The following is a 15,126-nucleotide window of genomic DNA, read 5'->3' on the forward strand; positions in this document are numbered from 1 at the left end:
CCCTTTTCTATTGGCGGCCCACAAGTGGGCTTTTTAATTGGCCTGCCAGCCACGCATTTTATATTAGCAACCCGTAAACGGGTCTCTAGGGTCAAACAAACTTAATTGGTCACTCTCCCTATCTACCTTTAACTGATTTGCTATGTACTCCTTGATTGCCTTTGTATTTTTGCCAACTGTATCCACATAATACCCTCGACACCAAAATTCTCTATTTCTATATGCAAATTTCATATTTCCATATTTCTTGAAAATCATTAAACTGCTTTTTCCTTTTAAGTACCCCATAAAACTGGATATGGATAATTTCGGGGGTATACTAACCATGATATGCACATGATCCGGACATATTTCTCCCTCTATTATTTCAACACCTTTCCATGCGCATAAAGTCCGCAAAATGTCTCTTATTGCCAACCTTTTTTCCTCAAAAAATACTTTTCTTCTATACTTTGGTGCGAATACTATATGATACTTGCAGTTCCATTTTGTATGTGCTAAACTCTTTGCATGCGTACTATCATCTTGCATAGTATGTCCTCCTGATGTGTTATATTTCGTAACTGGCAGGTCACGATATAATACTAACACATCAGGAGTTTTCCTGTTTTAGGACGCATAGCTAAAGCTTTTCTGAACCACGCGACTATCGCGTGGTTTTCTTTATACAACAATAAAAGCCCGGTTCATTTCAAGACCAGGCTTTAAAATTACGGATGAACAGTACAGGATTATTTCCACCATCCGTTACTCTTTTGTTTATGTACTATACAGCAAGCTGAGTACTAATCAATTTCCACCGTTATTACACCATTTACAGAGTATAATCTGTTTAATATCACTGATTCCTTTTCATTATGAGTATTAATCAATTCAAATGTCAATGCTGCAGTGTTGCTGACTTCTGATAAATCAGAGCTTTTCATATTGGCTGATTTGATTTTCATATTCAGATCCTTCAGGGAATCATATATCATGTTCATGGTTTCCTGGTCATTGGTAATCTCCAATTTTAGCAGAAGGTGTTTGTCAATTGCCAGGAAGGAATCCATCCGGGCCAAAACCGCCAGGATGACAAATACCAATGCTGTGGTAGCAATGGCTCCAAGATAGTTTCCTGCACCTACAGCCAGGCCCACACCTGCCACTACCCAAAGACAGGCAGCCGTTGTGAGTCCTGTAACATTCAGCCCCTCCTTCATGATAGCACCTGCACCCAAGAAACCGATACCACTGACAACCTGAGCAGCTAACCGGGCAGGATCTGCATTTGTTTTTCCTTCGACGGTAGCATATAAATCCTGGGAAAGAATCATAATCAGACAGGAGCCAAGACACACCAATACATTTGTCCGCAGCCCTGCTGATTTACTCTTGGATTCACGCTCATAACCAATAATACCACCCAATATGCAGGATATAACCAGCCGTCCCAAAACTACACCATAATAATCCATATCCATAAAAGCACCACCAAAAAATACTTGACAATAGTCATATAATAAAGTATATTAAGAAAGTTAAAATTTTAATAGATCTCCAAAGGAGGTGACATCATTGACAGACATCAACATGCTGTTTTCAATGATTGGATTGTTTACCATCGCAGCAGTCATTCCATGCGTATTGGCTCCAAAAATGGCCATGAACGAGGTAAAAATCCTGGTGAAGTCTTTTCTCTAAGAGAACTGCTTCACCACTAAGTAATAGCAACTGATTAATATCAGGTGCTTTTTTTATTTTACAATATATTTCATAATAACGCTATTATACAAATTATTATTCTTTTAAATTAAAGAGGTCAGCCAGTCATGATTGTACCACCTTTCCCTGACAACCAGGAAGGAGGGTACATATCAGTCAAGGCTAACCTCTGTTTTTATTCCAATCAAGTGAATAAAATCCTCTCAGGAAACTTTTGCTTTATTGCTTCCGGAAAAGCATGGCAACAGGATAAGTACCCTGCTCACTGCATAACTCAGCACAAGTCCGATTGCACTGGCAAGAATCCATTTAGGCACAGCCGTTAATTCTATCGGCAGGAGAAAATATGCCACCGGGAAAATCACTTGCATATGGCAGTAATACATTGTATAGGAATTTGCTGCCATTTCTCCCCAAAATCGATTTGTTCCATCAAAAAACCTTTTAAACACCCCTAAAAGCCCAAATACTGCTGACAACAGCAAAGCAGCCTGCAGGAGGGACTTAACCAGCAAAAACTGATGTGGCGATGGGACAATAAAGCTGCCATACACTGTCCATAATGGATAAGCAAAGGATACAACTATCAGCATTGGTGTCCATTTAATCCATGACGGTGTATAGCCACCATCAACAAACCATTGGTGCTTCCAGGCATAAACACCCAAAAATATAGCTATGACATACAGCAATATGCGACATGGCTGAATAACCAAAAAGTATCCGAAATGAATCCATAGATCATCGTTACCGGTAAATATATTCATTGCAAAGGTATTGCAGAAAAACATGATAAACAATCCGGCAATCAAGGAATTTCCAGGCAATGACGGTGTTACCTGCTCCAGGATATTTTTATCCAGTTTGGTAAAAAGGAAAACCAACAGGTACAGTACAGTCAAAACACCTAAATACCAATACTGCACGTGGGAAAACAACACACCTGAGCCTCCGGTTTCAGGATTGAAGAAAAAAAGTGTGTTACAAAAAGTCCCATAATCCATGGGAGAATTACGGCTGAAAAGAATCATATAGGTTGTTGGCGCCGCAAAAAGTGCAGCACCAATGACCCAGGGCAGAACAATCCTCTTTAACTTCCCGGACCACCACTTTCCATCCCCATGCTTCTTCAGCGTCATCACGCTAAAATAACCTGCAACAAAAAACATTATGGGCATAATAAATATATCAGCCCACAAAATAAATTCAGTAAAAAAAATCGACGAATGTTCTGTATCTACCACATACCACCATTCTGGTGCATATGCCATATAGCACATTGCCAAATGGAATACTATCATTAAATTAACAGTGAACATCTTCAAATTATCCAAAAAAAATAATCTCTTTCCCCTCATCTTAAAAATACCATACCCTTCGTTTATTTTTGGTCATGAACTATGACCGCATCCCAGCTGGCATCAAATATTATCTGATAAGTCAGGTCATCTGCACTGTTACCCCAAAACAGCTTCCCCTTTTCAATATTTGCAGCCAAAAGAGAAAAATAACTCAGAACCACTATAGGATGAAGCTCTTTTTTTATAAGCCCCTCCCGCTGGCCTCTAATCACAAAGGCATACAATGGTTCAAACAGCTCAGTGACATTTTCTACCCCCACATCCCTGCTGATCATGGAAGACATGAATTGTTCATATACCTGAAACTCTGCAGGATAAAGGCGATAATATTCCACCATACGCCAAAAAAATTTTTTAAAACATTCCTGAACTGTGGCATTGATATCAAAATCCTTCATCAAAAATTCACAATTCTTTTTGATAACATAACGATATAGGTCCTTAAGCAGCTCCTCCTTGCTGTGAAAATAGACATATATCGTTGCCTGGGGAATGCCAGAAGCCTTGGCTATCATTGACATTGACGCACCATTAATACCTTTATCAGCCATAAGACGAACAGTGGCATCCAATATTCGGTTTTTTTTATGGTCATTTTTCTTACGCATGATTTAATATTAACCGATTAATCAGTCGGCGTCAAATCAAAATAATCCAATAATGCTTCCTCTCCCTGTAATAAAGGTGCTAAAACCAGATAATATCATTTTGGTCCTTTCATAAAAAAATATTTTTTCATCTTAAAAGGAAAATTTATCTGACAAAAAAGGACATTCTCCCCTCTATAACGAATTAATAAATATTATTTAACGGCGAAAGGATGAAATAAATTATGCGAGAAACAAAAACTGTAAGTTTCCTCTACGGTGAAGGAAGTCTGGAGCTTGATGTACCAAAGGAAAGCGTTGTTCTGGCCTCACGACTTGATGAATTAAAAAGTACCAAAACCGGGCGTGAAATTGTTCACGAGGCCATGACCAATCCTATAGACAGTCCGCTGCTTTCAGAACTGGCCAAGGGTAAGCCTGACTGCACGATTATTATCTCAGACCATACCAGGCCCGTACCAAGCAAGGATATCCTGCCTGAAATGATTGAAGAGCTTCGCAGGGGTAATCCTGACATCAAGATTACCCTGCTGGTGGCAACTGGATTTCATAGAGCTACAACCATCGAGGAACTCAAGGGAAAACTTGGGGACAAATTATATGATGAATTTAAGGACAACATTATAGTTCATAATGCTCACGATCCTGAGTCAAACATCAAGGTAGGAGTATTACCGTCAGGTCCTGACTGCATTATTGACAAGGCTGCAGCCAATGCTTCACTTTTGGTTGCCGAAGGCTTTATTGAGGCACATTTCTTTGCCGGATTTTCCGGCGGCAGAAAGAGTGTATTGCCCGGAATATGTGATGCAGTAACCGTAATGGGCAACCACTGCGGTGAATTTATTGCCTCTCCTTATGCCAGAACAGGAATTCTCAAGGGAAATCCGATGCATAAGGATATGGTAGCTGCCGCAAAAATGGCCAAGCTGGCTTTTATCTGTAATGTGGTAATTGACGAAGACAAACAGACTGTTGCTGCCTTCGCAGGCAACTTTGAAACAGCCCATTTCGCCGGCACGGAATTCCTGGCAAAATACTGTGCAGTTAAACCGGCACCTGCAGATATTGTAATTACCACCAATGGGGGGTATCCTCTTGACCAAAATGCCTATCAATGCCCAAAGGGGATGACTGCAGCAGAGGCATCAATCAATGAGGGTGGCGTTATTATAATGGCAGCCACCTGTATTGACGGTCACGGTGGCCAGTCCTATTATGATTCTATCCATAATGCGGCCAGTGCTGATGAATTTTTCCAGAAATGTGTCAACACTCCACAGACTGAAACCCTTCCGGATCAGTGGTGTGCACAAATCTGGTGCCGTATTTTAAGAAAGCATACTGTATTGTTTGTAGCTGACCCTAGTCAGAAACAGCTTATTGAAGACATAAAGGCACATTATTTCCCTACCCTGCAGGAAGCATACGCTGAAGCCCTGCGAATAAAGGGAGAAAATGCTACCGTTACCTGCATTCCAAATGGAATATCGGTAATAGTAAGGGATTAAAATTTAAGCTAACATGATAAAAAACTGTGAGGATTTGCTTTTTCAAGCCTTTTCTCACAGTTTTTTATTTCCGGTGGTTACAAGTCGTCCCCTGGTTATTCCCTTTTTACCAAACCTGTTATTTATATCATCAATAGCTTTGTATAAGTTATCCTTCTTTTTATCCTCAAACAAGGAAATTGACTCACATTCCCCAAAGCCCGTTGTGGATACTCCCAACAGCCTTATGCCCTTGGTGATATTCAATTCATGAAACAGACTGCTTACAGCCTCATAAATATCATTATCGTAATTTGAAGGCTCAAACAGCTGTTTTTGTCTGGTGTATGTGTGAAAACTGCTTTCCCGGAGCTTTAGCTGCACGGTTCTTGCTTTGACATCTGCCTGTCTCAACCGCCATCCCACCTTGCATGTCAGCTCCAGCAGGGCCTGCAGGGCATCCTCTGCACTCTGCAAATCCTCCATAAAAGTAATTTCATTGCCAATGGATTTGGCCCGTCCCCTGGTGGCTACCGGTCTCTCATCAATTCCGGATGCCAGCTGGTACAAATGCACTGCCATTTTATTCCCCAATGTTTTTTCCAGGAGCTGAATATCTGCCTTCCTCAAGTCCTTTATTGTCTTAATCCGCAAATTGTCCAACAGGATTGCTGTTTTATGCCCAACTCCCCATATACGGCTCACAGGCAGTGGGTCCAAAAAATCCTGAACCTCTCCCGGCTCAACAATGGTCAATCCATCTGGCTTATCATAATCCGACGCTATTTTTGCCAGAAATTTATTGGGAGCTATACCTACAGAAGCTACAAGTCCTGTCTTATCCTTTATCTCCTTTTTGAGTCTTTCAGCATATTCCCCGGGACTGTCCATCAGCCTTTCCATCCCTGTGATATCCAAAAAGGCTTCATCTATTGACAATGGCTCGATAACCGGAGAATAATGATCAAATATTTCAAATATTTCTCCTGATACCTGAGAATAAAGGGCGTAATTTCCCCTGATAAAAATTCCCTGGGGACATAATTTGACAGCACGGGCCATAGGCATGGCGGAATGAACCCCAAACCTTCGTGCCTCGTATGAACAGGTAGAAACTACACCTCTCCCGCCTATGCCGCCTACAATAACAGGCTTTCCACGATATTCTTCATGATCCCGTTGTTCTACAGATGCAAAAAAAGCATCCATATCAACATGTATTATAATCCTATCCATAGATAATAACCTCAGACAACCCCCTGAACACCAATACCACATCCACAGCTACGCTCAGGATAATTTCAGTCTTTCTCCTGTAGCCTTTTGTCCATGAGTACCATCTATTACAGCAACTCCTGCCACCTCGAGCTTCCTGCAAATGTCAATAATGACCGGACACCTTATCTCTTCACCGGCTGCATTTTTCTTACAGGTGCAATGGGAAACATGTACTGCCGAAATATTATTTTTAACCATTCTTGCTATCTTTTTTTCTATACCTTCCTGGTTCGCCAGCTTATTATCACCACAACCATTGCAGGTCCACATGGCTGCCAGCTGTACCTCCTGGCCAGCATAGCCCTTAAAGCCTTCACTCTTTTCATTAAATGCCCTAAGACATCCGGTACCGGCACATGCCGCTGATGTGTCCAAGCAACGCAATATAGCTATTTTTTTCATTATACTCTGCTACCTCATCCTATATTTTTAATCTGTACTTTATCGTTAAAGATGCCAACCAGCTTCTGCATGTATTTGATCACCGGCATAATAACACTGTTATTGGAAAAATAATCTATGTGATTATTATATCTTTCATTGACCAGGCGATTGAGAATACCCATCTGTTCTATCCTTTCCTCTTTACTGGAAACAATATTATAAAAAACATACAGGGTAATGGTCAGATCCCTCAGAAAAGAGACCAACATAAGCTCACGGGCTTCCTGTTCATCAAATCCCAGTTCCTCAGCGATAGCAACGGCTGCTTCCACATCCTTTGTCATCTTTCCCTTATGGAGATTAAACATCAGACAGTTATTGTGGGCAATACTGTTGCGCAATACCTTTACCACATCAAGGTATTCAGGGGGCATATGCTGTTGTTTATACTTTTTAAAATAAAGTTCATATAAATCAATAAATTGTGAAAAAGTCTGAATCTCTATGATATTCCAGACCCCAAAATTCCCCTTGTATTTATCAATTAGGCCCTTGGCATATTTTGATTGGTGACGGGAAAGCTCTTTATCAAACCACCTGTACCTGGTAAGATATTCCGATACGATATTATAACCATCCTCTTTCTTATTCTTTGTCACGGATTTGATAAGCCTTATCTTGGCATAATGCTCAATATCCTGGACTATGTTGAACATCACCCGCCGATAATACAAATCCATCAGTGACAATTCTTTAAGATATGCAAATTCCAAATCCAAATACCTTGTACCAACACCAGGCAGCTTGGTTTTTTCGTAATTCTCGGCATAAAATTTCAAACGGAAATAATATGTATGATTTGAAAGATATTCTATTGCTTCAGCCTCATTTACAATGGAAAAACCAATGTTCTGAGACTTCATCTGCTGTATCTGACCCTCCAGGGTTAATTTTCTGTTTCCCAATATATCACCACCATCAAGCTATGCTAAAAAAATGATATCGCCTATAAGCTGACTATCATTTAATGTATAGAATTATTTTAACAACAATATATGCCGATATCAAATCAGCACATTCAAAAGAATACCATCAGAGTCCTGCAAAAAAAGAAGTGGTCTGAAAACTCAAAACCACTACTCATTCTGGTATAACTGGCGATATTTTTTTTCATTTCTCAAAACACCTTTGACATAAAGCTCAGTTTCCTTGAAAGGAATTGCTTCCACAGTGGAAAAATCGTATCCCCAGCCATATTTTTCCATCCATTCCTCCACATTTCCACGCCCGGCATTATACGCCGCCAACGCTAATACTTTATTGTTGTGGAAATCCTTGAGCAGGCGGGCCAGGTACCATGAACCGTACTGAATGTTCCGTTCCGGCATATCAAGCTCCTCCGGGGAATAATTATGATCATGCATTTCTTCAGAAATCCACAATGCTGTTTCAGGCATAAGCTGCATCAGGCCAACAGCACCATGATTTGATTTTGCATTGTTTTTAAAATTGCTTTCAGTCTTTATAACAGCCACAACAATGTACTCATCAACACCATACAATTCACTGCCTTGCTGTACAAGCTCCCTGTAATGATAAGGAAACATAAATGTCCTCTGAACAGTTTCCTGCTGCATAACAAAGAAAGCCAGAAAAGCTGAAAAAATTATTGTGACACCTATAACGAAGCTCCATGTCTTCCTTTTAAACACCTTTTTGTTGTGCAGGTATTCCCTTCGTTTCATCAGCCTTACTTCATCCCTGTTCATTGTTCACCTTCTCGATTACCTGACGGCGAAGAGATTCAATATCGCCATCATTGTTAATTATTATATCTGCCAAAGCCCTTTTCTTATCCAGGTCCATTTGGGAATGAATCCTGCTGATGGCTTCATCTTTATCATAGCCGTTTCTTTCAATAAGCCTCTTCAGCTGAATTTCAAAAGGGACATATACCAGCCATATTTCATCAGTCATTTTAGCAAAACCAGCCTCAAATAGCAAAGGTACATCCAAAAATATAATATTTTCACCATTTTTCTCAGCTTTTTTTATACCGGCCAGCATTTCACGCTCAATAATCGGATGGACAATGCTGTTAATCTGCCGCAATTCCTCAGCATTCCCAAAGACACGCTTGGCTACAGCCTGTCTGTTGAGGCTCCTGTCTTCGTTGATAACACTGTCACCATAGCGTTTATAATATAGCTGCCAGATATCCCTGTCCGGCTCTGACAGTTTCCACGCAATTCTGTCACAGTCAATAACAGTATAACCAGCTTCAGATATTATACCGGATACAGTGCTTTTGCCACTGGCAATGCCACCAGTCAAACCAATAATCTTCATCAGTATTACCCTTTATTCAGCTGTTGGCAGGATGGACAAAAATGAGTACCTCTGCCACCAACACGGATTTTTTCCATTATGGTACCACATTTACGGCAGGGTTTCCCGTCACGGCCATAGGCAAACAGATTTTGCTGATGACTTCCCTTTTCACCATTGCCATCACGATAGTCCCGGAAGGTTGTACCACCATCATTTATTCCATCACTTATTACCTTATTTATGTTTATATACAGTTTTTCCGCCTCTTCAGGTGTGACAGAACCCGCTGTACGCATTGGGTGTATTCCGGATAAAAACAGTGCTTCGTCAACATAGATATTGCCCAGTCCGGCAATATATGCCTGATTCAGCAAAAAACTCTTTATGCGTGTTTTTTTACCGGCCAGGATACTCCGGAGATAGGCCACCGTAAAATCATCTGAAAGAGGCTCGGGTCCCAACTCAGCCAAGCCCTTTATTCGCCACAGCTCATCATTGTGCATGGCATAGATTGTTCCCAGTGTCCTGGTATCAGCATAAGCAAAAATTCCACCATCATCCAGGGGAAAAAGTATACGCACATGGCCTACAGGCTCCACTCCTGGTGGAAAATAACACGCCTGTCCGGTCATACGCAGGTGAAAAACCAATGATACATTGTTATCCATTTGGAGCAGAAGATATTTGCCCCGTCTGTCAAGCCCTGTAATTACATGACCTGCCAATCTTGCAATAAAATCCTCGGGTGAAGGCCATTTAATCTGTCTTTTTAATAACAGCTGAACATTCATTATCCTCTTACCTTTTATATTTGGCTCCAAAGAACGCCTAATAATTTCCAACTCAGGCATTTCCGGCATGGTTGGTCCCCCATTTCTGTATATTATGTATTAATCTATTTGGCTTCTGCCCAATTTTTCCCCAAATTTATATCAATTGACAAGGGAACCTTCAGACTGACCACATTTTCCATAGTGTCCTTTAACAAGGCCTTTACCTTATCCAATTCATCAGATGTAACCTCCAGCACCAGCTCATCATGCACCTGCACAAGTATACGGCTCTTCATGCCTGATTTTTTCAGCATGTTATAGGCTCTGATCATAGCCAGCTTTATAATATCGGCAGCTGTTCCCTGAATAGGTGTATTCATTGCCATCCGTTCAGCCAGCATGCGCTGAACATAATTGGAGCTGTTTATGGCAGGTAAATCCCGTCTACGACCAAAAGCCGTCTGAACAAAGCCCTGGGAATGTGCATTTTCTACAGTCCTATCAATAAATGACTTTACCCCTCTGCACTTTTCAAAATAACTTTCAATATATCCTGCAGCTTCCTTGCGGGAAATTTTCAAATCCTGGGACAAGCCATAATCACTGATGCCATACACGATTCCAAAATTAACAGCCTTGGCACTCCTTCTAAGCTGGGGAGTAACATCCTCGATGGAAATTCCGAATACCTCTGCTGCGGTTCTGGCATGAATATCCTCATCATTATTAAATGCTCTGATAAAATTACTGTCCTCTGACATATTAGCCAGAACCCTGAGTTCTATCTGGGAATAATCGGCAGACAATATATAATCGTAACCTTCTCCAGGTTCAAACAGCTGTCTTATCTTCTTGCCTTCCTCGGTACGAACAGGTATGTTCTGGAGATTTGGATCTGAACTGCTCAACCTCCCAGTAGCTGTAACAGTTTGATTAAAGGTAGTATGAACCCTGCCGGTTTCCCCGTCAATAAGCTGATTTATACCATCGAGATAGGTTGATTTCAGCTTGGTCCACAGCCTGTACTGCAAAACCAGTCCAACCATAGGATGTTCATCCTTCAGCTGTTCCAAGACCTCTGCATTTGTGGAATAACCTGTTTTTGTTTTCTTGATTACAGGCAACCCCAGCTTTTCAAATAGTATTTCTCCCAGCTGCTTTGGGGAATTGATGTTGAATTTTCCACCGGCCCCTTCGTAGATATCAGCTTCAAGCTTGGCTATAATTCCACCAACCTTGACAGCCTGTTCCTGTAAATTTTTTCTGTTGACAAATATACCGTTTCTCTCCATGGAAGCCAGGACCTCTACCAATGGAAGCTCCAATTCACCATACAGCTTCAGCAGGTTCTTTTCCCGTGCCCTGTCAAGCATTTCAGTACAAACCGAGCCCAGTACATACGCCTGCCAGGAATATTGTTCGCTGTCAGGGGCCCCCTTGTCCAATGGAGTAACCGGCACATCATACACCCCTGCCAGCTCAGCAACATCGTATTTGCTGCTTACAGGATTCAACAGATACCCAATAAGTTCCATATCGTATATGTCACCACTAAGCTCCAGGTCACCATGATAATAGTTCTTTGCCCCGTGAATGTATTTAACCGTTTTCGGATTGGCCAGGACAGCCCTGATAATATCAAGCATTGCACCGGCATCTGCATTTGAGTCAGAAAAAAGTGAGCCTATATCGGATTCATTATCAATTCCCACTTCAATATAATAGCGTTTTCCGGAAACCCTAAGCCCTATTCCCTTTAACCGCACATGGGGAACCTTGCCTGAGAAACAGGCCACAGCACATAATTCACCGGCCTTTGCGCATTCCTCTGCCACCTCTCTGGCCTTATCCAGGGAAGAAACAACCACGCATTCCGGGATGTTCATTTCATCGCTCTGCTGCGTACTATTCTTCCCTGAAATAAAAGGCTGAATCGCCCTAAGCATGGATTTTATATTATACCTTGTATAGAATCTTGTAAGTCTGTTACCATCAACATTGATTCTGAACTTATCCCCGTCAAATTCCACCGGAACATCGGTACATATAGTGGCAAGCTTCTTGGAAAGGACAGCAAGCTGCTGATTTTCCCTAATGTTTTCCTGCAGCTTTTTCCCGGATATCTCCTCTATATGAAGCAGCACTTCTTCTACTGTCCCATAAGCAGCCAGCAGCTTTGCAGCCGTCTTGGGGCCAACTCCCGGAACCCCGGGTATATTATCTGAGGTATCACCCATCAGGCCCTTCATGTCAATGAGCTGAATTGGATCAAGGCCGTATTCCTGGCGGAATGTATCAACATCATAAACAGTAAGTTCAGATATCCCTTTTTTGGTATACAGCACCTTAAGATCATCCCGAACCAGCTGCAGGGCATCCCTGTCACCCGTAACCACAAAGGCCTCAAAACCGTTATCAACAGCCTTATTTGCCAAAGTGCCAATAATGTCATCAGCTTCATAGCCGGCCATTTCAATAAGAGAAATCCCCCAGGCCTCAGCCATCTCGTGCAAAATGGGGATTTGACTTAAAAGTTCCGGTGGTGTAGGTTTTCTGGTTCCCTTATATTCATTGTATAAATCATTGCGGAAGGTTTTCTTTCCCTTATCAAATGCTATTACCAAAGTATCAGGCTTCCACTCCGTTATCAGCTTTACCAGCATATTTGAAAATCCGTAAATGGCATTGGTAAATTCCCCTGATGCGGCCTCCAACAGTGGCAAAGCATAAAATGCCCTGTATAACAGACTGCTTCCATCCAAAATAATAAACCTTTTCTTCAAAACCATACCTCCGAAATAGTTAAACTGCATTTATTCTGCAGAAGTAATGAATCTGCGCAGCATTCCAGTCAAATAAACAAAAATAAATCATTACATACAAATAAAAGGTAATCCATACTACCTTAAAAAACTTCACAAAAAAACCAACGCTTTTCCGTCCAACGCCAAATTTTAGTATGAATCATATTTCATTGAAATATTATCCTGTTTACCCCCTCGAATATGAAACAACACCTCCACATCATCGGCATTGATATACAACACATTCTTAAAGGTATTGACTGATGCCATCCCATACCCCGTTCTGACTATGGATGTTTCCCGCTCATAATATATAGGCTGCCCCAAGGCATCGGCCATCTGAAGCACCGGCAAATAAAAAATTCCATCCTGCTCAACGGCCTTCCAGTCTATTGTCTGCCCATTCAATATCAGGTTATAGGATTTGGCAATATAGGTAGGCTGTCCATCTGAGGCATTGATTTTTTCGGCAATGTCAGCATCACTTTCAAAGCATTGAACACCGTATCCACGAAGCCATTCATTTACCTGTTCAACATTTAGTGGCTGAATCCCATACGCATCAGGATAAATGTAATACACTACTGTATCCTCAGGAGATTTCTCCACGACAACACGATTATAAAACACATCTACAGGAGTCCCAACAGCCACCTTGTCATATAAGGCCTCCACATCCGCTTCAAACATTCTGATACATCCCAAGGAAGCATATGTGCCGATACTTGCCGGATTATTAGTTCCGTGAATACCATAATACCCCTTCAGGCCAATCCACCTATATCCCAGCGGATTATCCTCCCCGGAATAGACCACATTGCTGCTGTCATGAGGATCAACCCATATGGGATTAACCGTCTTCTCACTGATTTTATAGTAGCCCACCGGAGTTTTGGTTGATGGCTTACCACAGGCAATAGGATACAAGGCTGTCTTTACGCCCTTTTCCAGCAAATACAAGCCTCTGCTTGCCAAATTTATAACAATCCTGGTTCCATCATTGACCATAGGAATAATTTCCTCAGCCGTATTTTCGGCTGCCATGGCAGGTGTGCCTGAAATCATGGAGGCCAAGGCTATAACGCCAACTAATTTTTTAATCCCCATCATAACTCCTCCTAATTAAATGGCAATCAAAAACTCTAAAAACAAGTTTATCATGTTGACATTTATTTTTCAATTAAAGCCCGATACAACTAAACCCCCATGAATCAATGGCTCACAGGGGTTAATAGAAACAACATGAAAAATATTTGCGAAACCAGAAAAATAATCAGTAACAGCATAAAACAGTTATAACGCCATTGTTCAAATTTTTCTTCTTTAGAAGAAAAATCTTCCAATTAGCGTTTCAACGAGCTGAGAGATATGCTCGCCAGCTGTTGTAGTTTGTTTTCCCCCACCTAAAGAGGTGAGGGACATCTTAAAGCTCGTTATAATTTTTATCGCTATTTAATTATTGTAAAAAATCGTTTTAGCGAAGTACTTTTGCGATAGGCGGCCATTACCTGCCCGAGTATATTTAAAATTTTACTTTAATCCTGCAATAACTTTCCGCATTGCTTCAGCTACATCTACAGCTTCGCACCATTCACTGGAGGTATTTTCCCCTGGTACTTCTATAGCCAAATGCTGGAAGGCCGAGTTTGGAGCAGCACCATGCCAATGCTTTACATTCGCAGGAATATGCACCACATCCCCTGGCTTAAGCTCCTGAGGAGCCTTACCCCATTCCTGATAATAGCCGCGACCAGCAGTAACGAGCAGCATTTGTCCGCCGCCCTTATCTGCATGGTGGATGTGCCAATGGTTGCGACAGCCTGGCTCAAAGGTAACATTACCAATAATGACTTGATCCATGGACAGCATATTTAAATAGCTGGTACCATCAAAATACTGAGCATAATTTACATTTTTGCCCCCTACCGGGAATAGGCTGGTAGCCATAATATTTTCCAGTGTTTCATTGCCTGAAGTGGTTTCATTACTAACTATCATTACTTCTTCCTCCATTCAATATAAACAAATTATTTATAATAATTCCAACCAAAACATACAATCCCAGCAAACAGGCCAGCAATATGGCATAGGCTCCTCCTGGTAATGAGGTGGCCGCCGTAGCAAAAATATGCTTCATCAAAAGCCGATTACCTACCTGATTTATGATGGAACTGTAAATTCCAACGATGATGATTATTGCCACCAGACAATATTTATACCATGGACGAATCCAGACTGATTTATCAATATTCAGCCCCTTCTTCCATTGTCCTAGCCATCCCTTCCAATGTAGTCCCCAATGGATGCCACATAAAATTATTATGCCGTAGCCCAGGGACACATGAAATTGATGAATAGTAATGCTGCGCTGTATATCCAGAGGAATAATTTCC

16 protein-coding genes and 1 pseudogene are annotated in these 15,126 nt (G+C 41.3%); 2 read left to right on the plus strand and 15 right to left on the minus strand.

Features of this window, described 5'->3' with window-relative positions; all coding sequences use genetic code 11:
• Nucleotides 1-63: 63 nt before the first annotated feature.
• Both tnpA and K6C05_RS10365 read right to left on the minus strand, forming a co-directional pair.
• Nucleotides 64-531, minus strand: a complete 468-nt coding sequence (gene tnpA / locus K6C05_RS10360) for an IS200/IS605 family transposase (RefSeq protein WP_296734451.1) — start codon at nucleotides 529-531, stop codon at nucleotides 64-66.
• 254 nt (nucleotides 532-785) lie between these two features.
• Nucleotides 786-1,457 (minus strand): MgtC/SapB family protein, encoded by a 672-nt coding sequence (locus tag K6C05_RS10365; protein ID WP_296734488.1) that lies wholly within the window; start codon nucleotides 1,455-1,457, stop codon nucleotides 786-788.
• 100 nt (nucleotides 1,458-1,557) lie between these two features.
• Between K6C05_RS10365 and K6C05_RS10370 the strand changes: the two genes are divergently transcribed.
• A complete protein-coding gene (locus K6C05_RS10370; protein ID WP_296734455.1) occupies nucleotides 1,558-1,683 on the plus strand; it encodes a hypothetical protein in 126 nt (41 codons plus the stop codon).
• A 224-nt stretch (nucleotides 1,684-1,907) separates the two neighbouring features.
• Here K6C05_RS10370 and K6C05_RS10375 read toward each other — a convergent pair whose 3' ends face one another.
• The gene (locus tag K6C05_RS10375; protein WP_296734458.1) at nucleotides 1,908-3,038 is read right to left on the minus strand and encodes an acyltransferase family protein; all 1,131 of its coding nucleotides are present in this window, start codon (nucleotides 3,036-3,038) and stop codon (nucleotides 1,908-1,910) included.
• 47 nt (nucleotides 3,039-3,085) lie between these two features.
• Complete coding sequence (locus K6C05_RS10380; protein WP_296734461.1) at nucleotides 3,086-3,673, minus strand: TetR/AcrR family transcriptional regulator; 588 nt, start codon at nucleotides 3,671-3,673, stop codon at nucleotides 3,086-3,088.
• Nucleotides 3,674-3,897: 224 nt separating this feature from the next.
• Between K6C05_RS10380 and larA the strand changes: the two genes are divergently transcribed.
• A complete protein-coding gene (larA, locus tag K6C05_RS10385; protein ID WP_296734463.1) occupies nucleotides 3,898-5,184 on the plus strand; it encodes a nickel-dependent lactate racemase in 1,287 nt (428 codons plus the stop codon).
• Between the two features lie 54 nt (nucleotides 5,185-5,238).
• Here larA and K6C05_RS10390 read toward each other — a convergent pair whose 3' ends face one another.
• The 11 genes and pseudogenes from K6C05_RS10390 to K6C05_RS10440 all read right to left on the minus strand — a co-directional run.
• The gene (locus K6C05_RS10390; protein ID WP_296734466.1) at nucleotides 5,239-6,399 is read right to left on the minus strand and encodes a DNA polymerase IV; all 1,161 of its coding nucleotides are present in this window, start codon (nucleotides 6,397-6,399) and stop codon (nucleotides 5,239-5,241) included.
• 54 nt (nucleotides 6,400-6,453) lie between these two features.
• On the minus strand, nucleotides 6,454-6,843 hold the full coding sequence (locus tag K6C05_RS10395; protein ID WP_296734467.1) for a CGGC domain-containing protein: 390 nt from the start codon (nucleotides 6,841-6,843) through the stop codon (nucleotides 6,454-6,456).
• Between the two features lie 14 nt (nucleotides 6,844-6,857).
• Nucleotides 6,858-7,790, minus strand: coding sequence for an Abi family protein (locus tag K6C05_RS10400; protein ID WP_296734469.1), 933 nt, complete (start codon nucleotides 7,788-7,790; stop codon nucleotides 6,858-6,860).
• 171 nt (nucleotides 7,791-7,961) lie between these two features.
• Entirely contained in the window at nucleotides 7,962-8,594 is a 633-nt protein-coding gene (locus tag K6C05_RS10405) for a lytic transglycosylase domain-containing protein (RefSeq protein ID WP_296734471.1), read from the minus strand.
• Nucleotides 8,581-9,174 carry a dephospho-CoA kinase gene (gene coaE, locus K6C05_RS10410; protein WP_296734473.1) on the minus strand — a complete coding sequence of 198 codons (594 nt, stop codon included), beginning with the start codon at nucleotides 9,172-9,174 and terminating at the stop codon, nucleotides 8,581-8,583. The genes K6C05_RS10405 and coaE overlap by 14 nt, the downstream gene beginning before the upstream one ends.
• A 5-nt stretch (nucleotides 9,175-9,179) precedes the next feature.
• Nucleotides 9,180-10,016, minus strand: coding sequence for a bifunctional DNA-formamidopyrimidine glycosylase/DNA-(apurinic or apyrimidinic site) lyase (gene mutM, locus K6C05_RS10415; RefSeq protein ID WP_296734475.1), 837 nt, complete (start codon nucleotides 10,014-10,016; stop codon nucleotides 9,180-9,182).
• A gap of 35 nt (nucleotides 10,017-10,051) precedes the next feature.
• A complete protein-coding gene (gene polA, locus K6C05_RS10420; RefSeq protein ID WP_296734478.1) occupies nucleotides 10,052-12,718 on the minus strand; it encodes a DNA polymerase I in 2,667 nt (888 codons plus the stop codon).
• A 165-nt stretch (nucleotides 12,719-12,883) separates the two neighbouring features.
• Nucleotides 12,884-13,843 carry a L,D-transpeptidase gene (locus tag K6C05_RS10425; protein WP_296734481.1) on the minus strand — a complete coding sequence of 320 codons (960 nt, stop codon included), beginning with the start codon at nucleotides 13,841-13,843 and terminating at the stop codon, nucleotides 12,884-12,886.
• Nucleotides 13,844-13,944: 101 nt separating this feature from the next.
• A complete protein-coding gene (locus tag K6C05_RS10430) occupies nucleotides 13,945-14,076 on the minus strand; it encodes a hypothetical protein (protein ID WP_296734482.1) in 132 nt (43 codons plus the stop codon).
• A gap of 187 nt (nucleotides 14,077-14,263) precedes the next feature.
• Nucleotides 14,264-14,731 carry a cupin domain-containing protein gene (locus K6C05_RS10435; RefSeq protein WP_296734485.1) on the minus strand — a complete coding sequence of 156 codons (468 nt, stop codon included), beginning with the start codon at nucleotides 14,729-14,731 and terminating at the stop codon, nucleotides 14,264-14,266.
• Nucleotides 14,721-15,126, minus strand: a pseudogene (locus K6C05_RS10440) (hypothetical protein); the annotation flags it as partial. The pseudogene K6C05_RS10440 and the gene K6C05_RS10435, both read right to left, overlap by 11 nt.

Origin of the sequence: Anaerovibrio sp., assembly GCF_024697385.1 — a bacterium.
In the GTDB taxonomy this organism is placed as follows: domain Bacteria; phylum Bacillota; class Negativicutes; order Selenomonadales; family Selenomonadaceae; genus Anaerovibrio.